The 22,500-nt window shown below is 59.4% G+C and carries 19 protein-coding genes and 1 pseudogene; 3 read left to right on the forward strand and 17 right to left on the reverse strand.

Annotated features, from left to right (window positions below):
- Positions 1-29: 29 nt before the first annotated feature.
- Positions 30-1,201, forward strand: a pseudogene (locus HU743_RS18805) (patatin-like phospholipase family protein).
- 132 nt (positions 1,202-1,333) lie between these two features.
- Here the strand turns inward: HU743_RS18805 and HU743_RS18810 are convergent.
- From HU743_RS18810 to puuE, 8 genes are all read right to left on the reverse strand, one after another.
- A complete protein-coding gene (locus HU743_RS18810; RefSeq protein WP_186622784.1) occupies positions 1,334-2,119 on the reverse strand; it encodes an outer membrane protein OmpK in 786 nt (261 codons plus the stop codon).
- Positions 2,120-2,491: 372 nt separating this feature from the next.
- On the reverse strand, positions 2,492-3,277 hold the full coding sequence (locus tag HU743_RS18815) for an outer membrane protein OmpK (protein WP_186650476.1): 786 nt from the start codon (positions 3,275-3,277) through the stop codon (positions 2,492-2,494).
- Positions 3,278-3,436: 159 nt separating this feature from the next.
- Positions 3,437-4,789 carry a nucleobase:cation symporter-2 family protein gene (locus HU743_RS18820; RefSeq protein WP_186650478.1) on the reverse strand — a complete coding sequence of 451 codons (1,353 nt, stop codon included), beginning with the start codon at positions 4,787-4,789 and terminating at the stop codon, positions 3,437-3,439.
- A 221-nt stretch (positions 4,790-5,010) separates the two neighbouring features.
- A complete protein-coding gene (locus tag HU743_RS18825; protein ID WP_186650480.1) occupies positions 5,011-6,321 on the reverse strand; it encodes a urate hydroxylase PuuD in 1,311 nt (436 codons plus the stop codon).
- A gap of 51 nt (positions 6,322-6,372) precedes the next feature.
- Positions 6,373-6,876, reverse strand: coding sequence for an ureidoglycolate lyase (locus HU743_RS18830; protein ID WP_016982872.1), 504 nt, complete (start codon positions 6,874-6,876; stop codon positions 6,373-6,375).
- 148 nt (positions 6,877-7,024) lie between these two features.
- A complete protein-coding gene (alc, locus tag HU743_RS18835; protein ID WP_186551910.1) occupies positions 7,025-8,020 on the reverse strand; it encodes an allantoicase in 996 nt (331 codons plus the stop codon).
- 87 nt (positions 8,021-8,107) lie between these two features.
- Positions 8,108-8,623 (reverse strand): 2-oxo-4-hydroxy-4-carboxy-5-ureidoimidazoline decarboxylase, encoded by a 516-nt coding sequence (gene uraD, locus HU743_RS18840; protein WP_186650482.1) that lies wholly within the window; start codon positions 8,621-8,623, stop codon positions 8,108-8,110.
- Positions 8,620-9,546 carry an allantoinase PuuE gene (puuE, locus tag HU743_RS18845; protein WP_186650483.1) on the reverse strand — a complete coding sequence of 309 codons (927 nt, stop codon included), beginning with the start codon at positions 9,544-9,546 and terminating at the stop codon, positions 8,620-8,622. Before puuE ends, uraD begins: the two co-directional genes overlap by 4 nt.
- Before the next feature lie 420 nt (positions 9,547-9,966).
- Between puuE and uraH the strand changes: the two genes are divergently transcribed.
- Positions 9,967-10,320 (forward strand): hydroxyisourate hydrolase, encoded by a 354-nt coding sequence (gene uraH, locus HU743_RS18850; protein ID WP_186551908.1) that lies wholly within the window; start codon positions 9,967-9,969, stop codon positions 10,318-10,320.
- Positions 10,321-10,453: 133 nt separating this feature from the next.
- On the opposite strand, the gene HU743_RS18855 is transcribed toward uraH, so the two are convergent.
- The 5 genes from HU743_RS18855 to HU743_RS18875 all read right to left on the reverse strand — a co-directional run bounded on the left by HU743_RS18855 (position 10,454) and on the right by HU743_RS18875 (position 18,968).
- A complete protein-coding gene (locus HU743_RS18855) occupies positions 10,454-12,301 on the reverse strand; it encodes a hypothetical protein (RefSeq protein WP_186650485.1) in 1,848 nt (615 codons plus the stop codon).
- 74 nt (positions 12,302-12,375) lie between these two features.
- Entirely contained in the window at positions 12,376-15,963 is a 3,588-nt protein-coding gene (locus tag HU743_RS18860) for a calcium-binding protein (RefSeq protein ID WP_186650487.1), read from the reverse strand.
- A gap of 201 nt (positions 15,964-16,164) precedes the next feature.
- Positions 16,165-16,794 carry a LysE family translocator gene (locus tag HU743_RS18865; RefSeq protein ID WP_186551905.1) on the reverse strand — a complete coding sequence of 210 codons (630 nt, stop codon included), beginning with the start codon at positions 16,792-16,794 and terminating at the stop codon, positions 16,165-16,167.
- Positions 16,795-16,881: 87 nt separating this feature from the next.
- Positions 16,882-18,231, reverse strand: coding sequence for an NCS2 family permease (locus tag HU743_RS18870; protein ID WP_186551904.1), 1,350 nt, complete (start codon positions 18,229-18,231; stop codon positions 16,882-16,884).
- Positions 18,232-18,521: 290 nt separating this feature from the next.
- Positions 18,522-18,968, reverse strand: a complete 447-nt coding sequence (locus HU743_RS18875) for a MarR family transcriptional regulator (RefSeq protein WP_186633622.1) — start codon at positions 18,966-18,968, stop codon at positions 18,522-18,524.
- A gap of 81 nt (positions 18,969-19,049) precedes the next feature.
- Between HU743_RS18875 and HU743_RS18880 the strand changes: the two genes are divergently transcribed.
- Entirely contained in the window at positions 19,050-20,216 is a 1,167-nt protein-coding gene (locus HU743_RS18880; RefSeq protein ID WP_186650489.1) for a PLP-dependent aminotransferase family protein, read from the forward strand.
- A gap of 137 nt (positions 20,217-20,353) precedes the next feature.
- On the opposite strand, the gene HU743_RS18885 is transcribed toward HU743_RS18880, so the two are convergent.
- From HU743_RS18885 to HU743_RS18900, 4 genes are all read right to left on the reverse strand, one after another.
- The gene (locus HU743_RS18885) at positions 20,354-20,725 is read right to left on the reverse strand and encodes a glutathione S-transferase N-terminal domain-containing protein (RefSeq protein WP_186650491.1); all 372 of its coding nucleotides are present in this window, start codon (positions 20,723-20,725) and stop codon (positions 20,354-20,356) included.
- A 103-nt stretch (positions 20,726-20,828) separates the two neighbouring features.
- On the reverse strand, positions 20,829-21,374 hold the full coding sequence (gene folE, locus HU743_RS18890; protein ID WP_011062625.1) for a GTP cyclohydrolase I FolE: 546 nt from the start codon (positions 21,372-21,374) through the stop codon (positions 20,829-20,831).
- A gap of 77 nt (positions 21,375-21,451) precedes the next feature.
- A complete protein-coding gene (locus tag HU743_RS18895) occupies positions 21,452-22,009 on the reverse strand; it encodes a Smr/MutS family protein (protein ID WP_071171525.1) in 558 nt (185 codons plus the stop codon).
- A gap of 74 nt (positions 22,010-22,083) precedes the next feature.
- Positions 22,084-22,404, reverse strand: a complete 321-nt coding sequence (locus tag HU743_RS18900; protein ID WP_186551899.1) for a hypothetical protein — start codon at positions 22,402-22,404, stop codon at positions 22,084-22,086.
- Positions 22,405-22,500 lie beyond the last annotated feature (96 nt).

Consider the following 22,500-nt stretch of genomic DNA (forward strand, 5'->3'; position numbering starts at 1 on the left):
CTGACTTTTAAACTCGATGGAGTGGTGCGATGAGCCCGGCTGAACCGGTCACAGGGTTGATTCTTTCCGGCGGCGGGGCTCGGGCGGCGTACCAGGTGGGCGTGCTGGCGGCGATCGCCGAGTTGCTGCCGTTGGGCGCGGACAATCCGTTTCCAGTGATCGTCGGCACCTCGGCCGGGGCGATCAACGCCGTCAGCCTCGCCAGCGGCGCCACCGACTTTCGCGCCGCCGTCGAACGCCTGACCTCGTTCTGGCAGGGCTTTCGCAGCCATCGCGTGCTGCGCAGTGACTGGCCTGGCGTGATCCGTCAGGCCAGTCGTTTTGTCAGCCATAGTCTGCTCGGCATCGGCCGCCAGATGCCGGTGGCACTGCTCAACAGTTCGCCGCTGCGCGAATTGCTCGATGAAAAACTGCACCTGCCCGGCATCGCCGAGGCCATCGCGTGCCAGCAATTGCAGGCGGTGGCGGTGACAGCCTTCGGCTACGAGTCGGGGCAGGCGGTGACGTTCTATCAGGGCGGCGGCACGATCGATTCATGGCTGCGACATCGGCGCATTGGCGTGCCGACGCAACTGTCGGTTGATCATCTGTTGGCCAGTTCGGCGATTCCGTTGTTGTTCGCCCCGGTGAAAATCGGCGAGGAATATTTCGGTGACGGCGCGGTGCGCCAGTCGGCGCCGATCAGCCCGGCGTTGCACCTGGGCGCGAGTCGGGTGCTGGTGGTGGGCGTCAGTGGCAACCCGCGCGGCGGCGATCCGCAAGCGCCGCTGGAACGCACCGGTACCGGCCAGCAGCCGACGCTGGCGCAAATCGGCGGGCACATGCTCAACAGCACGTTCATCGATTCTCTGGAAAGCGATATCGAGTTGTTGCAGCGTCTGAACCAGTTCAGCCGCCTGCTCCCCGATGGCACGCCGGCCCGCGAACTGGGCGTGGCGCCGGTGGAGGTGCTGGTGATTTCCCGAGCCAGCCGATCGACGAAATCGCCGCGCGGCATCGTCAGGAATTGCCGGCGGCGCTGCGTCTGTTTTTGCGTGGACCGGGAGCGACCAAGACCAGCGGGGCGGGGGTGTTGAGTTACCTGCTGTTCGAAGCGGGGTATTGCAGCGAATTGATCGATCTGGGGCGGCGTGATGCGTTGGCCAAGCGCGGGGAATTGTGCCGGTTTCTGGGGATATCCGAAGCGGTGGTTCCCGCATGAAATTGCGGTGAGCCTATTCGCGAGCAAGCTCGCTCCCACAGGGTTTTGCATCGAATGCGTAATTTGCAGTCAACATAGAACCACTGTGGGAGCGGGCTTGCTCGCGAAGGCGTCGGTGAGGACGCCGCCGGATCAGAAGTGGAACTTGACCAGGAAGCTGGTAGTGCTCTGATCGGTCTTGAAGTACTGGCTGTCCTTGATTCCGTACTTGTCCGACCAATAGTCGTATTCCACACCCACATACAACTGCTTCTCGCCGACATTCAGCGCCTTGCCCAAGTCGTATTTGATTTGCGGGTTGAAGTGCAGGTTGGCGTGGTAGTCGCCCTTGGCGTTGGAGTCGTTGTCGACCACCCAGTCCATGAAACCGTCGATCAGGATGTTCGATTTGCCCACCGGGAGGGTGTAGGACCAAACCGGGGTAATCTGCCAGACGTTGTCGCCCGCACGTGCGCCTTGGGTGTGACGCTGATAGAAGTTCAACTGGAAGTAGTCGAAGCCCGGGATCGCCAGGTCGAAGCCTGGACCGATCAGGTACGACTCGGTGTCGCCTTCACCGAACTCATAAGTCATGGCCAGCAACACGTCAGTCACCGGGCCGAAGGCCAGTTTCTGATCGAAGATCTTGCCGAAGGACAGGCGCGGACTGAGCTCACCGTAGTAAGTGTTGGAACCGACGCCGCCGTCGTCCTTGCCGTTGTAGAAGATCTTGTCGATGAACAGGAAGTTGTCCCCATACTTCCAGGCATCTGCGTGCTCGAAGGTCACGGTCTGCTGAATGCGCGGGTTGACCTGGAAGTCCTTGCCATAGAGGTAGGTCAGGCTGTTGTTCTGCCACTGCAGCAGGCCTTCGGCCATGGCCTGGCCGCCGGCGAACATCGATCCGGCCAGCATCAGGCTGGTGCACATACGTTTCATTCGGTTGCTCCCAAAGTAGGTGTTCCACGTTATTTTTTTAAGATCGGCGCTCTGATGTGGCGCCTTTTTTCGTACCGCAAAATTCATCCGATCGGTCAGCTTTGAATGCTGGTAGCAAAAGCTGCGCCAAGGCTTTCGGAAAAACAAAAAACGCCCGTTCGGCTGCTGAAAAACAGTCGATCGAGCGTGTTTTCGGGATGCCTCAGTGCTGACCGGGGCCGGGATAAGTTGGCTTTTCGGTCAGGAATTAAATCCGGGCTTTTTTTTAGACCGAATTCAGAAGGCCGCGGAGAATACTGACTCCTCGGCCAGCGCTCAAGTGCCCCGCAACAGAGCAGCGACGACAGGCATGGGGCACGGTTGCGGGCCATCTTAGAAGTGCACCTTCAGCAGCAGGCTGGCGGTGTTCTGGTTGGTGTCGAACGAGTGGGTATTTTCGACGCCGTATTTGTTCTTCCAGTAGCTGTACTCGGTGCCGACGTACACCTGTTTCTGACCCCAGCCCAGTGCTTTGCCCAGGTCGTATTTGATCTGCGGATTGATGTGCAGGTTGGCGTGGTAAGTGCCTCGCGAGTTTTCATCGTTATCGACGACCCAGTCGAGGTAGCCGTCGATGAGCACATCGGAATTGCCCAGCGGGAAGCTGTAGGACCAGCCCGGCGTGATTTGCCAGACGCCGTCGCCGGGCCGCGGGCCTTCGGTCTGGCGACGGAAAATGTTCAGGGTGACGTAGTTGAAGCCGGGCACTTTGAGGTCGAAGCCGGGGCCGATCAGGTAGGCCTCGCTTTCACCTTCGCCGTACTCGTAGGTCATCGCCAGCAGCACGTCCTTGATCGGGCCGAACTCGAGCTTGCGGTCGAAGATCTTGCCGAAAGAGAAACGCGGGGTGAATTCGCCGTAGAAGGTGTGTGGACCTTTGTTCTGATCTTCCTTGCCGTTGTAGAAGATCTTGTCGACGAACAGAAAGTTGTCGCCATACTTCCATTTGTCGGCGTGTTCGAAGGTGACCGTCTGCTGGTACGACGGGTTGATCGCGAAATTTTTGCCGTACAGGTAGGTGAGGCTGTTGGTCTGCCACAGCAGCAGGTCGCCGGCCATGGCTTGACTGGCGGCCAGCAGGCCGCCACCCAACAGAACGTTGGTGTGCGTGCGAGTCATCTGTTGCTCCCTCTTGTTTTTATTTTCAAGGCACAGAGTTGCGATCCCTTGTAGGCCTTCGCCTGCTCGCGATAGCGGTGAATCAGTCAACAGTGATGTCTGGGCTGATGACGCAATCGCGAGCAGGCTCACTCCTGCAGGAGGGAATTGGTGTGGCGGTCAGTGAGCATGGCAATCGTTGATCGCCGCACGCTCCTTGCCGCCGAGGATGTTGAACAGCAGGTTCAGCGTCAGCGCGCTGAGGGTGGCCATGGCGATGCCGCTGTGGGTGATCGGGCTCATCCACATTGGCAGGTGTGCGAAGAACTCCGGGCGAACCACGGGTATCAGGCCCATGCCGATGCTCACCGCGACGAGCAACTGGTTGCGGCGATCACCGATATCGGCTTCTTGCAGAATCTTGATACCGGTGGCAGCGACCATGCCGAACATCGCAATCGCCGCGCCGCCCAACACTGCCGGTGGAATCGATGCCACCAGAAACGCCGCTTTCGGCAGCAGGCTGAGGACGATCAGCAGACCGCCGGCGACGATGGTCACCGAACGGCAGCGCACACCGGTCATCTGCACCAGGCCGATGTTCTGCGCGAACGAGGAGTGGGTGAAGGTGTTGAAGAATCCGGCGAAAAACGACGCGCCGGCATCGCACAGCAAGCCGCGGCGCAGCATGCGCGGGCAGACTTCCTGGCCAGTGATCTTGCCCAGCGCGAGGAACATCCCGGTGGACTCGACGAAGATGATCACCACCACCAGGCACATCGACAGAATCGGCGCGAGCTCGAACTTGGGCATGCCGAAATGCAGCGGGGTGACGAACTGAACCCACGGTGCGGCGGCCATGCCGCTCAGGTCGACCATGCCGATCACGCCGCAGAGCACGTAGCCTAGGCACATGCCGATCAGCACGGAAATGTTCACCCAGAAACCGCGCATGAAGCGGTGAACCAGCAGGATGGTGGCAAGCACCAGCGCGGCAATGGCCAGATAAATCGGCGAGCCGAATTGCGCCGCGTCGGCACCGCCTCCGGCCCAGTTCACGGCCACGGGGAACAGCGATAAACCGATCGAGGTGATGACCGTGCCGGTCACCAGAGGCGGAAAGAAGCGCACGACTCTGGACATGAACGGGGCGATGATCATGCCGAAGAAACCGGCGGCGATCGTTGCGCCGAAGATGCCTTGCAGGCCGATGCCGGGCATGCCGGCCATGGCGACCATGCTGCCGACCGCGGCGAAACTGGCGCCCATCATCACTGGCATGCGAATGCCCATCGGGCCGATGCCAAGCGACTGCACAATGGTGGCGATGCCGGCAACCAGCAGGTCGGCGTTGATCAGGAAGGCAATTTCTTCACGACTCAGGCCAGCGGCCTGTCCGATGATCAGCGGCACCGCGATGGCACCGCCGTACATCAGCAGAACATGTTGCAAACCGACCAGGATCAGTTGCAAAAGGGGCAAACGCTGAATGGCGGGTGCGTCGGGGATGCGCGCTTTGGACAGCTCGGACATGCAACACCTCGGATCTTTTTATTCTTGTGATTAACAGCTGCCGGGTTGCTTGCAGCTGTTTCTTTGCATCAGGTTTTGTGGCGAGGGAGCTTGCTCCCGCTGGGGCGCGAAGCCGCCCCCTCTACTGAAGAGGGCCTGCTGCGCAGTCCAGCGGGACGGTGCGACGATTCGACAAGCTCCCTCGCCACAACAGCCTGTTTTTACACAGGCTTTGGTGTGGCTTAGTGGGTCTGCGCTCCCTGGGCAATCCAGGCACCGATCAGGTCACGTTCCTGCTGGGTCATCTGGGTGATGTTGCCCAGTGGCATGATCTGCGTGGTGATGGCTTGCGCCTGAATGCGCGCGGCGTTCTGGCGGATTTGCTCGGGGGTGTCGAGTATTACACCCGCCGGCGCTGCGCTGAACAACGGGCTGGTCGGTTTGGCCGAGTGGCACACCGTGCAACGCTCTTGAATCACGTTGTGCACTTTGTCGAAACCAGGTCCGGTTCCGGTATTGGAGGCTTGCGCCGGAGCTGCTGTAGTTGCCGCCGGTTGAGCTGCGTCAGCCGGTTTCGCGCCACCGCCCAGTGCCGTTTCCGGCAGCGGCTGGTACTCGATTTTCGCCGCAGCTTTCGCCACGTCAGGTGCGGTCGCCATCGGCGCCGGGCCGGTGACATACGCCAGACTGATCATGCCCACCGCTGCCACTGGCAGGGTCCAGGCAAATTTGTGGCTGTCGTGACGGGTGTTGAAGTAGTGACGCACCAACACCGCCAACACCGCGATCCCGGCCAGGATCAACCAGTTGTACTGGCTGCCGTAGGTGCTCGGGAAGTGGTTGCTGATCATGATGAACAGCACCGGCAGGGTGAAGTAGTTGTTGTGTCGCGAACGCAGCAGACCCTTGGCCGGCAGCGCCGGATCGGGCGTGCGGTTCTCGGCAATCGCCGCCACCAGTGCACGTTGCGCCGGCATGATGATACGGAACACGTTGCCGACCATGATGGTGCCGATGATCGCGCCGACGTGCAGATACGCACCGCGACCGCTGAACACTTTGCTGAAGCCATAGGCCGCGGCAATGATCAGCACGAACAGGATGAAACCGAGCAGGGCGGGTTTTTTGCCCAGGGCCGAATCGCAGAGGAAGTCATAGACGAACCAGCCAACCACCAGCGAGCCGATGCCGATGGCCACACCTTCAGGACCACTGAGGCCGCTGCCGGGGGCGACAAGATAGAGCACAGGATTGGAGTAGAACACCACGCACAGCAGCGCGATCCCCGACATCCAGGTGAAGTAGGCTTCCCATTTGAACCAGTGCAGGTTGTCCGGCATGGACGGTGGGGCCAGTTTGTATTTTTCCAGGTGGTAGATACCGCCGCCGTGGATCGCCCACAAGTCACCGGCCAGACCGGTTTTCGGGTTGACGCGGTTGAGGTTGTTCTCCAGCCAGACGAAGTAGAACGACGCGCCGATCCAGGCCACGCCAGTGATCATGTGAACCCAGCGCACGCTCAGGTTCAGCCATTCCAACAGATGTGCTTCCACAGTCTTTACCTCTCGCCTGTCACTCTTGTTGTCGAGTGATCAGACCTTCTCTTATTGGTGGGGGGCGAGGATCAAACGCTCATCCTCTTTGAAAAAATGCTCATCGCAGTTATTGCCTGTGCCACTGCGATCAACCACCAGGAAGTCATCCCGCTTTTCGATCGTCAGCACCGGGTGGTGCCAGACGCCGCGATGGTAATTGATGCCCTGCCTGCCGTTGGTGACGAAGGCGCGGACCAAGCCTGATACAGGTTCATCGCCAAGTGGCGCGACCACGATCAGAAAGGGGTTGCCGAGCAGCGGAATGAAAGCCTGGCTGCCCAGCGGGTGGCGTTCCAGCATGCAAACGGTCAGCGGCATGTCCTGCGCGTCGGCGCGGAAAATGCTGATGATCGCGTTGTCCTCAGGCTGGGCGGTTTCGACCGTCGCCAGTTTGTGGAAGCGCATGGTCGAACCGTTGTTGATCATGAAGTGATCGCTGCCGTCGGTTTCGATCACGTCACCGAAAGGGGCGAAGGCTTCTTTGGTCAGCGGTTCAATCGTCAATGTGCGCATGCTGTTCTTCTTATCCGGATTCTGTGTTGTTCGGTTCAGCTTTTGTGGCGAGGGAGCTTGCTCCCGCTTGAGTGCGTAGCGCTCCCGCCTTTCTTGGGGCCGCTTCGCAGCCCAGCGGGAGCAAGCTCCCTCGCCACAGGGGGCGGTGTTACTTCGCGACCTTGCCGAGTACTCGCAGGCGACTCACGCCGCCATCCGGGAACACGTTCAGGCGGATGTGGGTGATCGGACCGAGTGCCTTGATCTGCTCGACGAAGGTGTGTTCGGCGTGCATTTCCAGCTTCTGGCTTGGCAGCAGTTCGCGCCAGAACAGCGACTGGGTTTCGATCTGGCTGTCAGTGCCGCCCTTGACGAACGCGCCCTGGATCGAGCAAGTGTCCGGGTAGTTGCCTTTGAAGTGCAGGGTGTCGACGACGATCTTTTCGATCTCGCCCGGATGGCCCAGCGCGACGATGACCCAGTCATTGCCCGGTGTGCGACGACGCGCGGTTTCCCAGCCGTCGCCCATGTTGATGCCACGGCCCGGGTTGAGGATATTGCTCATGCGGCCGAAGTGTTCGTCGGAGCAGGCGAGGGCGCGACCGCCGTTCAGGGCTGCTGCCAGATCCACTTGCTCGTTATCGCCAACCGCCGACCAGTCGCGGAACGGAACGCCGTACACGCGCAGGCGCGCAACACCGCCGTCCGGGTAGATGTTGAAACGCAGGTGGCTGAACGCCTCGGTGTTGCTGATTTCATGGTAGTGGTGGCTGTTGCCTTGCAGCTCGACGGCCGACAGCACTTCAGTCCACTGGGTGTTTTCATCAGGCTCGCCCGAAGCCAGGAAGCAGGCTTCCAGCGAGGCCGACGGCGGGTAGTTGCCGGTGAAGAATGAAGTGTCGATGTCCACGCCTTTGATCGAGCCCGGTACGCCCAGACGGATCACCGCGCTGTCGAAACCTTCGAAGCGCTTGCGGCGCGATTCCCAGCCGTCCATCCACTTGCCGTTGTCATCGAACACGCCCTCCTTCCACACGGCCGGAGTCGGTTGAAACAGACGATTGGCGTCTGCGAACCAGTCATCGGTGACCGAAATGATCTTGGTGCCCAGACGGGCATCGGCCAGGTTGACGTATTTTTCGAAAGGTACGGCGTAAGCTTTCATTCTTCTTGTCTGCCTTTGATAAGTTGGCTGGGGATGCTTGCAGGGCCCTGGGCGATTACGCGTTCATTCACGCTCGGGCCAAGCTTGCTAAAGGGTCAGTAAACGGAACAGGGCAATCTTGTTGATCTCCGCCAGCGCGCATTTGAACTCGGTCTCTTCCGGGTTATGAATGCGCGCTTCGAACGCCGCGAGGATCTGATGCCGGTTGCTGCCTTTTACCGCCATGATGAAGGGAAACTTGAACTTGGCTTTGTAGGCGTCGTTCAGCTCGGTGAAGCGCTGGAACTCTTCGGCCGTGCATTGGTGAATACCGGCGCCAGCCTGTTCATGGGTGCTGGCTTCGGTCAACTGGCCCTGGACGGCGGCTTTGCCGGCCAGGTCCGGGTGAGCGTTGATCAGTGCCAACTGGCTGGCATGATCGGCGCTCAACAGGATGTCGCTCATGCGCTGGTGCAGGGTCTCGATCTCGTCGATCGAAGCGTCCGCACCGAGGTCGTAGGCCTTTTCGGCCACCCATGGCGAATGTTCGTAGATGTCGGCGAAGGCTTTGACGAAAGCGTCGCGGCTCAGGGTCGACGGTTGCAGGGTTTGAAAACGGCTCATTTTGCAGTCTCTTGGTACGGGTGGGTTTCGTGCCAGTGGCGTGCGATGTCGACGCGACGGCTGAACCACACCTGTTCATGACTTTTGGCGTATTCGATAAAGCGCTTGAGCGAAGCGAGGCGACCGGGGCGACCGATCAGGCGGCAGTGCAGACCGATCGAAAGCATTTTCGGCGCCTCGGCGCCTTCGGCGTAAAGCACGTCGAAGGCATCTTTGAGGTATTCGAAGAAATCGTCACCCTTGTTGAAACCCTGCACCTGGGTGAAGCGCATGTCGTTGGTATCGAGGGTGTACGGAATCACCAAGTGCGGCTTGCCGGTCGGGTTGTTCGGCTCCCAGTACGGCAGGTCGTCGTCGTAGGTGTCGCAGTCGTAGAGGAAACCGCCTTCTTCCATCACCAGGCGACGGGTGTTCGGGCCGGTGCGGCCGGTGTACCAGCCCAATGGGCGCTCGCCGGTGAGTTCGGTAAGGATGCGGATCGCTTCGAGCATGTGCTCGCGTTCCTGCGCTTCGTCCATGTACTGGTAGTCGATCCAGCGATAGCCGTGGCTGCAGATCTCGTGACCGGCCTCGACCATCGCACGGATCACGTCCGGGTGACGCTGGGCGGCCATGGCGACGGCGAAGATGGTCAGCGGGATGTCGAATTCCTTGAACAGTTTCAGAATCCGCCAGACGCCGGCACGGCTGCCATACTCATAAAGCGATTCCATGCTCATGTTGCGCGCGCCTTGCAGCGGCTGAGCGGCCACCATCTCGGACAGGAAGGCTTCGGATTCTTTGTCACCGTGCAGAATATTGCGCTCGCCGCCTTCTTCGTAATTGAGTACGAACGACAGGGCGATGCGGGCATTGCCCGGCCAGTGTGGGTGAGGAGGGTTACTGCCGTAACCGATCAGGTCGCGAGGGTAGTCAGCGCTCACTGCAGTCTTCCTTCTTGTTCGTTGACAGGTGGGTGTGGCGGCCTGCAAGGCTGGCGTCACAGCGATGGGCTGATTGTATACAACTTTATCGCCAATTTGTAAGTCTGAATTTTCGCATTTTTCGCCGGCTGTCATCTTTTACGGTTAACGGTTCAAGCCTGCAAGAAACCTGCCTGACCAGTCAGCTAATGAACAGAAGGTTCAATGATCAGGCGCTTTGCCTGTGAATTGGCGATAAAGGCCGGGTTGGCGGGGGCGCGACGAAAAATGTCGTTTTTATTGTGTACAATTTTTTTGAAAAGTGTCTTAATCAGTCGCTCGCCGCAGCTTTTCGTGCTCCGAATCGGTGCGGTCTCCTTTTTATCTGACTTCGGGAGGCGCGAAGTCTGACTGCTCAAGGCAGGCAGGCGCGCAGAATCAATGGGACGTTTGACTACACACGTTTTGGACGCTGCACACGGTTGCCCGGGCAGCTCGATCAAGGTCGAGTTGTACCGCGTTGAAGGGTCGCAGCTGGAACTGGTCGCCAGCGCGCTGACCAACAGCGATGGTCGGGTCGATGCGCCGCTGCTGCAAGGCGAGGACTATCGTACCGGCGTTTATCAGCTTCAGTTCCACGCCGGCGATTACTACCGTGCCCGTGGCGTGCAGCTGCCCGAGCCAGCCTTCCTCGATGTGGTGGTGCTGCGCTTCGGTATCTCTGCCGAACAGGAGCACTATCACGTGCCCCTGTTGATTTCGCCTTACAGCTATTCCACGTACCGGGGCAGCTGACCCCAAGCGGCTGCCCCCACCGGGAAGCGACTGCGCATATAGCTTCTTTGGTCTTTCGCCCGCTCACACTGCGGGCTTTTTTTATGGCGTAAGCCGAACCCCGCCGGCAGAGCGACGAGGGGGCGGATGCGGCTCAGCGTTCCTTGAGGATGAACACCGAATCGGGCGCGGAATTGACCTTCAGCACGCCGCCGATCAGCCAGACCACTTTGTTCTGTGCCGCCGCAGCGCTCAGGGCATTGAATGCCTCCTTGCCTATTCTGTCCGGCAATTGCGGATCGGCCAGCTCGTTACCGGGCTGGTGGACAAGTCCGACCTTCTCGACTGCACCCAGCTTCAGGAAGAACATCTGGTCATGGCTCGCCCGTTTGAACACCAGCGTCGGCTTGCGATGGTCATGGGTCAGGGGATAGAGGTCGTAGCCGCTGCGGACCAGTAAAGCGCCCAGCAGTCGTCTCAGGTTCAAATCCGAGGGGTAGGTTTTGTAGTGATTCCATTCGATCGCAAAACGCTTTGGATCAAAGATGAGCTGTTGCAACTCACCGGTGCGGCCAGGTGGCAGCACAATGATTTTCCCCTCAGGTCGGTCAATCGCTTGCGCAACCGGCAGCATGATCAATGGATCGGCGTAGGCCGGCGTGACCGGAAACGGCTTCTGTTTCCACTGGTGCAGCACCGCCTGAATATTCAGCAGTCCGGTGGCCGTGGCGAGGGGCGAGTTGTCGGCCAGTTCGAAGAGTTTTTTGGCGATGGCTTGTGCGCTGACCTGCGACAGATCCGGAAAGGCCCTGGCGACCGATTGCGTTATCGGTTCATCGAAAAAACGCGTGCCGGGATTGATTTCGCCGGGGTCGTGCCCGATGCGAAAGGTCGCCACTGGCTGCAGGGAAGGGGCTGTGCGCAGCATGTGTTCAAACGCATCAAAACCGGCTGGGTCGAAGTCAGGGTGCTTCACAAAAAAAGTCGTGAGCGTGCGTGCGGAACCGATCGGCACGATGGGGTAATGAAGCCAGCCCAACTGCACGGTTTCGATTGATGCAGGTTTGTTCAGGTGGCCCCACGGCAGCCAGGAATAGGCCGCGGGTGTAGCGGGCTCTGTGGCTGAAGATGCCGGTGTCGGCTCGTCCAGACGTGGTCGCTTGCTCGGCCCTGCGGAGGGGGCGGATTCATCGACATCGCGCAGGCGCTGCTGATGAGCCGGCTCATGGGATGTCGAATCGGAGGTTTTTTGGCGCCACAGCAGGCTGTCGGGAATTCGCTCGAAAAAAATCTCCGGGGCCTCATGGGTCGTCGCAAAGGCTTGCTGGTATTGCCCTTCTGGGTTTTTGCGAACCCTGACCGTGCCTTCGGCGGTGTCGACAAAGGTTTGCTTGAGTTTGTTGTAGCGCAGGCCATCCGTTGACGCCTCTGCCTTGGTCAACGATCGGGCATCGTCGGGTAGCAGATAAGTTGGCGTCTGCGCCGCTCCCGAAGTGCTTGCCGGCGTCTGCGTCGCATGCCAGCCCGGTCGCTCGATGCGCCAACTGGCCAGGCCTTCATTCTTCACCAGCAGCGGTCCGGCGACGCCGGGGGCGAAGGTCAGGGGGACGTGATAGTTGCCTTGCGCATTGCGCTCAACCACGAAGCGGCCCTCGGTGCCGAGCTGGGCGTATGTGCGTTGATCCGGCCCGATAAACAGTCCCGTCTGATCGCCAATAGGTTCCAGTTCGTGCAAACGGTGCTGTGGCCAGGCGATTTCATTGCGGGCAGTGCTGAAGCTATCCGCAGCGCGTCCAGGCATCTCGTGGACAACGATAGCCGCAGGGCGAGTCGTTGGCAGCGGAGCGGGGTTTGACAGATCCGAACCCGTCAACGGCTGGCCGCCAGGCGAAGGCAGGTCAGCGGTCGTGACGCGATGGCTGGAAGAGGGATCCGTCGTTCGTGTCGTTACGGAGGCATCGGTGGTTGTTGTCACAGCTGTTCTTTTTGGCGGTTTGGCCATGGGGGAATTCTCGTTCGGATAGGCGTTTTCAAGGCGCGAAGTGGCGCCTCGACACATGTTTCGGGTGCGCGCGTTCAGTGCGCGAAGCCGCTCTCGGAGTGCGTGCATGATCGGTCTTGAGCGGGGCGCGACAGGGGAGGCTCGGCCACGTCCAGCAATGACGCTGGCATCACTCTCTGAGGTAGCTGATGGCTGCAACGATTGATGACGTTGAGCTGCGAATGATCAATGCACAGGGTTTCAGCGTCCAAGCGCCAGCTGCGCTCGGGGAAGCTGTAACTCAATATCCCTGGGCGGTTATCTGCCACGACGATATTTCGTACATTCAGCACCTTGTCTGCCAGTGCGGTGAAGGGAGGTGGCAGCGGATCTTTCGAGGGCGTTGGTGCTTTGAAGAATCGGCCGTCCAGGCCGTCCGGATAGACTCGATCGAAAGACAGGTCGACGGTATGGACCAGCCCTTCTATGGTGATGACACGGATCTGATCGATGAGATCTTCGCTGTCGTAAACGGGCAGATGAATGGTGCAGGTGCCGATGTGCAGCTTGTTGTTTTCCAGTTTGATCGCTACGGCGCCCAGCGCCGTGGCATCAAGTTCCCAGGTCGACGAGTAGGGCAGTCTGATGGCGGCATTGGCCAAAGCCCCCGGGGTCGAGAGTTTTATCGTCATGTCGGCAACCAGATGCACCAGGTAGGTCGAGCCCTGACCTTCCAGACTCTCCATTGCGGTTTGTGCAGGTAGCGAAGCGAGTTTGGCACAGGCCCGACGTGTACCCAGCCTGTAGGCTTCGTTCTCAGGCAGGTCAAAGGTGAACCGGCCTGTACGCAATGGCATCGGCAGGTTCATTCGGGTGGTCCAGTGCTTCAGCGCGTGCATCTCGTAGTGGTTGTCCGCCGGGGCAACATCGGTTTCGGCTGCCAGTTTTGCATTGAAGGCGACACCGTCATTGAATATCAGAACGATTCTCTGGAGCGGCTTCGCGGCCATGGTTCTGAGGATTTTCGTCATGTTCATCGGGTCGGTGCCGCCACGGGCAAATGCAAAGTGGCGAAGCGTCAGTTTTTTTTCGCCAACCCGATATTGCAGATCACACCCGGCCATCAGGTCGTGGTCCTTGTCGGATTTTCTTGCGGTGAAGTGGGCGTCGGCCTGTTTCAGTTCATCGCTGGCGTAGTCCAGGTAAATTCGCGTAACCGCGTCCCGGCGCTCGACGAATTCAAAGGCGGTGTCCTGCGGCGATCGCGGCAGGTAGTAGCCCGCATCTTGCTGATGCCTGGTCGAGTACGTCGGGGTGTAGAGAATGATCGGTTTTTCTGCTTGCCCCTGTTTAACGACGATGATTTCCAGCTCGACGGTCCTGCCATTTTCGAGGGTTGCCGGAAAGTCCGGCATCAGTACGAAACCGTCGCGGGTCATAAACGTCAGTTTGTTGTTCTTCAGAACGGATTCCGTATCGTTGCGGATATACACGTCTTGCAGGGCAACCACGCTTTTGGGCGAATCCTGAAAATCGAATCGGGACGTAATGATCAGTGCTGTGTTTTCGATGACCCAACTTTCAATCAGGTCCATCCGCCAGTTCAAGACGACAACGCTCTGCTGATCGCCGTCTTCGGTGATCGATATCCGGCCTGCCTGGTGGGCAACGAAATATTCGTCAACGCCTGCCTCGCCCGAGGCTGAAGAACCGCCGTGCAAGAGATGGATCTGGTCGTTGCCCGCGCCTGCCTTTATCGTGTCCCGGCCACGCGACTTAATGATGTTGCGCTGTTCAGTGCCCGTGACAATGGATTGCCCATTGGTCACGGTTTCGATGTTTTCGACACTGTCCAGACGACTGTGGAGGGCGCGTTTTTTTTCACCTGCGACTGTCGGGTCGGCGACCGTTGTATGAAGCGTGCCGGCCGGCAGGTTGACGTCATAGCCTGAACCCTTGGCGCTGGCGCTGTAATCTGCCCCGCCCAGGACCAGAGTGTCGCTGCCTGCGCCACCCTGCAATGTCGAAGCGTCGAGAACGCTACCCCCTTGCCTGAGCAGATCGGCCGCGCCTTCAAAGACGAAACGGTCATCTTTTTCGCCCCCCGTCAGGTGTTTTTTCCCTGATTTGTAGTGGAACGTGTTGGTTTTTTTCTCAACGCCGACGATCGAATCCCGGCCATCGCCGATCAACCACAACACGCCCTTGTTTTCCGCCGCCTTACCCAGTTCTGCACCTGGTGTGCTGGCGGTAACGCCCGCGTGGGCATCGATGGTGTCATCGCCACCTTTTATCTGCGGCACGTTGACGGTTTCCCAGCCATCCTGCTTGGTCCACCAATTGCGCGTCCAGACCTGCTTCTGTGTGAGATGTACTTCAAATGTGCCGTTCACGACGGCTTCGGTAGCGTCCTGCAGTTCTCCATCCAGCAACTTCCGGGCGGTCGCTTTTAGCTGTTTCAGGTGTTCGGTCCTGGCTTTTGCCAGGCTATAGCGGTTCTGCACGTCCTGGTCTGGGTTCATGAAACAGAATGAGAACCAGCCGGTACGCCAACGCTCTTCGGTGGTGAGCTCGATGTAATCATCAATGTCATCGACGATTCTCACCGCGCCGTACACCTGTGATCCGATTGCCAGGATCGCTCCCGCCGCGAGGCCCACCGGGCCGGCAAAAGAGAATCCGGCCATCGCTGCGCCGCCAAGGATGACGGTCATGGCGGCACTGGTGATACTCAAGCCGGCGCTGACGTAATGATCCAGGGCTTCCTTGCCGGCTGCATTGTCAGCGGCGTTGAGGGACCTGATTGCGGTGTAGATATCGAAAGGAAGCGTCAACGCACCGCCAATCAGGCCTCCGGAGCGGCCCAATCTGACGGCGAATCGGGTTTTGGCAAAATCCTTGTAGGCGGTCTGCCCGGCCGTAATCATCTCGCTGGCCACTTTGTTGACCGCGACATCGGCGGCAATGGACCCAAACTCCGAAGCAATGCCGGCGGTATTAATGACGATCTCGGCGCTGTTATTGCTTTTGATTGCATCGACCACTCCGCGCAATCCCATGAATATGCCAAACCCCTGAATACCCACACTTGAGCCAAGCGTTGCATTGCTCTTGAGTACACCGACCCAGCGCGGGTTGTTGTCGGGAAGATGTGCATGGCGCAAGTCGAGTTTGTGCGCGCTGGTCAGAAGTTTTGAAAGTTTGCGGCGATATTGGCCGGGATCGGCTTGTGTCTCGTCGCTTGACCAGAGGATCGGTGGGGAAATCAGCGGGCGTCGGCTGGCCAGCTCGAACAAAAGTGTCGTTAACAGATAACTGTCCGGTGCGCTGGCTGTGCGGATCTGTTTGTCTACTTCGTTGGCATTGAACTGCAAGGCGTTGATGAATGAGCGCCTGGGCGTGCGAAAAAAGGTGTTCTGTCCGGTCAGGGGCTGACCACCAAGGGTGGCGCCCAAGGCGTCGAGTGACACGCGGGTGATTGAAATGGACCCCATCTGCAGGGGGCCGAAGAGGCCATCGGTGATGGTCAGTTGGTCGGTTTTATGTTTGTTTCCGGAATGGCCGGTGGGCTTGTTTTTTGACAGGTCGAGCGTCGATGCATCATGTTCATTAACGCCAATGTCCATGTCGGTAATGATGACGGAGTCGTCGTGTATTAATGCGTCGCTGATAAGCGTGGCCATTTGAACATCCTTGTTCAGGCAGTTTTATTGAAAGTCAGCGCGATAATAAGGGGGGAATTTAGCGAAAGTATATCGATGGGTTGTTGCGGTGTATTGCGTGTAATACCAGGCAAACTTCGTCCGCGCAGAGGCCATCCTGATGAGCATGTTTACATCAGGATGGTGGGCGCTGACGGCCAATCAAGTTGCACTTTGAAACGCTCAGTGGCTGCTGAGTAGCGAGGCTGCCCCGGCGCCGCCAAACAGACCGGCACTGATCCGGTTGAACCAGCTCTGACCTTTACCACTGCGCAAATAACGTGCGGCGCCGTGCGCGCCGAGTCCGTAGGCCAGCTTGCACAGCAGATCGAGCACGGTCCAGGTCGCGATCATCACCAGCAACTGCGGCAGGAAGGGCTGTTCGGCACTGAGAAACTGCGGCAGAAACGCGGCGAAAAACAGGATGTCTTTCGGATTGCTGGCGCCCAGCACAAACGCGCGGCCGAACAAGGCGCGAAAACGCGGTACGGCTGCTGCCTTCGGTACTTCGGCGCCCACCGCGGGCTGGCGCGATTGCTGCCAGCTCTGCCAGGCGAGGTAGAACAGATACAGGGCACCGACGATCTTCAGCGCGCTGAACAACTGCTCCGACGCCAGCAATAACGCGCCCAGCCCCAGGGCCGAAGCACTGAGCAGGCAGATCGAGGCAATCACGCCACCGAGGAACGCCGGGTAAGAGCGGCGCAACCCGTAGTTCAGACTGTTGCTGATCATCAGCAACGACAGCGGCCCCGGAATCAGGATCACCACCAGTGCAGCACCGCTGAACAGCAGCCAGGTTTCCAGACTCATCACTTTGCTCCTTTCTCTTGTTGTCGAAATGCACAAAAGCCCCACCGGTGAGGGTGGGGCTGGTGGAAACCTGAACCGCGCAGTTGCTTACAGGTAGATGAACTTGGCGATGAAGATCGCGCAAAGTACCCACAGGCTGACGGAAATTTCCTTGTACTTGCCGGTCCCGGCCTTCAGCGCCACATAGGTGATGAAGCCCAGCGCGATGCCGTCGGCTACCGAGAAGGTCAGCGGCATCATGATTGCGGTGACGATGGCAGGAATCGCATCGGTGGCTTCGTCCCACTCGATATGGGCCATGCCGCCCATCATCAGCATCGCAACGTAAATCAGTGCACCGGCGGTGGCATAGGCAGGAATCATGCCGGCCAGCGGGGCGAAAAACATTGCCGCTATAAATAGCACACCTACGGTGACGGCGGTAAGACCAGTCCGACCGCCAGCGGCCACGCCAGCGGCACTTTCCACATAGCTGGTGACGGGCGGAACACCGACCACCGCACCGAACACGCTGGAGGCACTGTCGGCCTTCATCGCCCGCGAGAGGTTTTCGATTCGCCCGTCAGCGGCCACCAGATTGGCCCGTTGGGCAACGCCCATCAGGGTCCCGGCAGTGTCGAACATGTGCACAAAGAGGAACGCCAGCACGACGCTGATCATGCTGATGTTGAACACGCCAGCGACATTCATCGCCATCCAGGTGGGTGCCAGGCTTGGCGGGGCGGACATGATCCCGGCGTAATGCACCACGCCAAGGCCCCAACCGGCCAGCGTCACGGTAATGATGCTGATGAGAATCGCACCGAAGACTTTGTGGTAGCTGAGGATCGCAATCATCAGAAAGCAGATGGCCGCGAGCAGCGGGCCGGGTTCGCGCAGGGAGCCAAGCTTGATCAGCGTGGCCGGGCTGTCGACGACGATGCCGGCGGTTTTCAGACCGATCAGGCCGAGGAACAGGCCGACACCGGCGCCCATCGCATAGCGCAGGCTGACGGGAATGCTGTTGAGCAGCCATTCGCGAATGCGCGAGAAGGTCAAAATCATGAACAGCACGCCCGAGACAAACACCGCACCGAGTGCGGTTTCCCAGTTGTAGCCCATGGTGCCGACCACGGTGTAAGTGAAGAAGGCGTTGAGGCCCATGCCCGGCGCGAGGCCCACCGGCCAGTTCGCGTAGAGGCCCATTAACAGGCAGCCCAGCGCGGCGGCGATGCAAGTGGCGACGAACGCCGCCCCATGGTCAATCCCGGCATCGGCCATGATGTTCGGGTTGACGAAAATGATGTAGGCCATGGTGATGAAGGTTGTCAGACCGGCAATCAGCTCGGTCTTCACCGTGGTGCCATGCAAGCTGAGTTTGAACAGACGCTCCAGCAGGCCATTGCGTAATGGCGGCGTGAGCTCGAGCGGCGGTGCTTCGGATTTGCGGCTTTCCACAGCGAGTACTCCTCAAGAGTTTTATTGTTATTTCCAGGGCCGGACCCATGAGGGGTGGCAGCGGCCCTTTGAGGCATACGCGAATTTGTTGACTGTATGGTCAGGAACTCGCACGCAGTGGATTATGCTTTTGTGTACAAAGAAAGCAAATATTGTTTTATGTTTTGTCTGCGATTTTTTTGCAGATAGGGATATATGGCTATCAAGTTCGATTCGCGAGCAGGCTCGCTCCCACAGGAGAATGCGGTTCCAATGTGGGAGCGAGCTTGCTCGCGAAGGCGCCGGTTGATTCACTCGAGAGTTGACAGACTGCCACCCAACGCCAGATTCACCGCCAGCCACCCATTCACCGCCGCTTCTCCAGCCTCGGCAAACACCCGCTCCAGCAATTTGACCTGCTCACGCCGCAACGCCTGCTCGAACTTCGCGCCTTCCACCGTCAGCTCCAACAGGCGCTTACGCTTGTCCGTTTCAGAGGCCACGCTGTCGACCAGATGCATTTCCTGCAACTGGCGCAGCGGCATGTTCAAGGCTTGCTTGCTGACGCCGAGCAAGGCCAGCAACTCCTTCACGCTCAGGTTCGGATAGCGTGCGATGAAAAACACAATGCGCTGATGCACCCGCGACAGGCCGCGACGCTCAAGCATTTCGTCAGCCTTGGCGGTAAACGCCTGATAGCCGAAGAAGAAAGCTTCCATGGCCTGCTGCTGGCTGGTAGGGTTTTTAAGGTCAAGCATATTGACGTACTCGCTCAAGCTGGCGTAATTTCAGTCAATGAGTTTGACTCATTTCTTGTACGCCTCGCTACGGTGACCTCCATGGCTTTTTCCGAACGTGTCTCGCGCCTTAAAAGTTCTTTGATCCGAGAAATCCTTGCCGCCGCGCAGCGTCCCGAGGTGATGTCATTTGCCGGTGGCTTGCCCGCCGAAGCCATGCTGCCCAAAGTCGACTGGGCCGACATGCCGCTGCCGCTCGGCCAGTACGGCATGAGCGAAGGCGAGCCAGCGTTGCGCGAGGCCCTGGCGGCAGAGGCGAGGGCGCTTGGTCTCGATTGTGAGGCGAGTCAGGTGCTGGTGGTCAGTGGCTCGCAGCAAACCCTGGATCTGGCGGCCAAGCTGTACATCGACAAGGGCACGGAAATTCTGCTGGAAGCGCCGACTTACCTCGCCGCGCTGCAGATTTTTCAACTGTTCGGCGCCGATTGCCTGACGGTCGCGCAGGAGTCCGATGGCCCGAACCTGGTGCAATTGCGCGAGCGTCTGGAGCAACACCGTCCGGCATTCATCTACCTGATCCCGACCTTTCAGAATCCGTCCGCGGTGCGTTACAGCGAGGCCAAGCGCGCCGCGGTTGCCGCGTTGCTCGACGAATTTGGCGTCACCTTGATCGAAGACGAGCCCTACCGCGAACTGACTTTCGACGGCGGCAGTGCGAAACCGATTGCCGCACGCCTGAAGCGGTCCAGCTGGATCTACACCGGCACCGTGTCAAAAACCCTGTTGCCGGGCTTGCGTGTCGGCTACTTGATCGCCAGCCCCGACCTGTTCGCGCATCTGCTCAAACTCAAGCAATCGGCCGATCTGCATACCAATCGCATAGGTCAATGGCAGGCGCTGCAATGGATCGGCACGGAAAAATATCAGCAGCATTTAAGCGCATTGCGCGATTTCTATCGGCAGCGGCGCGATGCGTTTCAGTTGGCGCTGCAAACCTATTTTGCCGATCTGGCGGACTGGAACATGCCGCAGGGCGGGCTGTTTTTCTGGCTGACGCTCAAGCAGCCGCTGGATACGCGGACGTTGCTCGATGAGGCGTTGGCCAATGAGGTGGCGTTTATGCCGGGCGAGCCGTTTTTTCCTCAGCCGGACAAGCATCATGGGCACTTGCGCTTGAACTTCAGCCACATTGATCCGGCGCGGCTGGATGAAGGGCTGAAGCGGCTGGCGGCGGTGGTGCGGCGGGCGCAGATGGAGAGGGCGGCTTAAAAAAAACGCCGGCTCAAGGGCTGGCGTCGTCGGTGCGGGCCTCTTCGCGAGCAGGCTCGCTCCCACAGGGTTGGATGCCTTTCAAGGGTGAGAGCGAGCCTGTTCGCGAAGGCGGCTAACGGCCCGCCTCCCAGCCATCAGACCGCAGCGAACCGCTTATCCAGATAATCAATAATCGCCTTGGACTCATACATCCAGGTCGTTTGCCCATTCTCTTCAATGCGCAGGCACGGCACTTTGATCCGGCCGCCTTGCTCCAGCAACGTCTGACGATCCTGCTCGTTGTTCTTCGCATCCTTGAGCGCCACGGGCACATTCAGGCGATGCAAGGCACGACGGGTTTTCACGCAGAACGGGCAGGCGTGAAACTGATACAGGGTCAGGCCTCTGGCGGCGGCGTCGACTTGCGCCTGAGCCGCGGCGGGGCGTTTTTTCTTGCCCGGGCGGGTCAGGAAGTCGATGAAGATGACCAGTTGGCCGAGGCCGACACGAAGCGCTTTGACGAACACGTTACAAGCCTCACAGGGACAGAGAAGAAGGCGCGCAGCTTACCCGATTTTTCACGGACGAAAAAAAACCGGCGATGACTGCCGGTTTTCTTTGTGCCGCGAGTTACTTGATGAGACTGAGGAATTCGCTGCGGGTCGCGGCGTTTTCCCGGAACTCGCCGAGCATCACCGAAGTGATCATCGAGGAATTCTGCTTCTCGACACCGCGCATCATCATGCACATGTGCTTGGCCTCGATCACCACCGCCACGCCCAGGGCGCCGGTGACTTGCTGGACCGCGTCGGCGATCTGGCGGCTGAGGTTTTCCTGAATCTGCAGGCGGCGCGCATACATGTCGACAATTCGCGCAACCTTCGACAGGCCCAGCACCTTGCCGCTCGGGATATAGGCGACATGCGCCTTGCCGATGAACGGCAGCAGGTGGTGTTCGCACAACGAGTACAGCTCGATGTCCTTGACCAGCACCATTTCGCTGTTGTCGGAGCTGAACAAGGCACCATTGGTGACCTCTTCGAGCGTCTGTGCATAACCGCGGCAGAGGTACTGCATGGCTTTGGCGGCACGCTTTGGCGTGTCGAGCAGGCCCTCGCGGGAGACGTCCTCGCCCAATTGGCCGAGAATCGCGGTGTAATTCTGTTCCAGGGACATGAAACTACCTGTGGGGATTTTCGCAAAGGGCAAGGGTACGGTGGCGGACACAACCCTGCAAGTTCGGTGTAACGCGATTATTCGTCGCGCCCTTCCATCATGGTGCGTTTGAGCATCACGTAAACCGCGCCGGCACCGCCATGTTTCGCCTGGCACGAGCAGAAACCGAGCACTTGCGCATGCTGGCGCAACCAAGTGTTGACGTGGCTTTTGATCATCGGCCGCTTGCCATCGAGGCGCACGGCTTTGCCGTGAGTCACGCGCACGCAGCGGATTTCGAATTTGGTCGCTTCGGCGAGAAAGGCCCAGAGCGTTTCCCGGGCCTTTTCCACGCTCATGCCGTGCAGGTCGAGGCTGCCTTCGAACGGAATCTGCCCGACCTTGAGTTTGCGCATCTGGCTTTCCTGCACGCCGTCGCGGGACCACATCAACTCGTCTTCGGGGCCGACGTCGATCACGAACTGATCAGACAGGCCGTCAATGATGGTGGTGTCGCTGCGCACGGTGGCGGACTGGCGCAATTTGGCGATCTGCGCGCGGTCAGCCTTGGGTTTGCCAGTGTCGGCGCGGTCGTGCTTGATCGGCTTGACGCCTTGGATCGCACTTTTGAACAGGGAAAAATCGTCGTCTTGCATGTCAGCCTCCGCGAAGGGCGGCCAGTTTACCCAAGTCGAAACAAAACGGCCCGGCAAAAAGCCAGGCCGGTGGTTCAGTCGTGTTTTTTCATCAAGTGCGGGGACATGTTCAGCTCCCGCGACTGCCGTGCGCGACGGCGGCAGCGACGCCACAGGGCGACACCGAAATACAGAAACAGCAAACCGACCGCGAGCATGATCGCCGAGCCCATCGGCGAAGCATTCAAGTCACCCAGCGCCGGCGGGCGGCCGAGCAGGCTGGCGGCGCCGGCCATGGCCAGCAGCACGCCAAAGGTTGCCAGCAATGCGGCGAACGCAGCGCCAAATCGAAAACGCCAGTTGCTTTGGCCTTTGGGCCGCAAACGGCGTGCGTCAAATCCATCGGATAACTTCATTCCGACCTTCCTCAATGGGTATCGGCCCTTCGACCGGGAGTTGACCGGGTTGTTCCTGAGGCTATGGCATTTGCGGCAAATCAGCGGAGATTGCGG

Source organism: Pseudomonas sp. SWRI99 (genome assembly GCF_014270125.1).
GTDB classification, from domain to species: domain Bacteria; phylum Pseudomonadota; class Gammaproteobacteria; order Pseudomonadales; family Pseudomonadaceae; genus Aquipseudomonas; species Aquipseudomonas hamedanensis.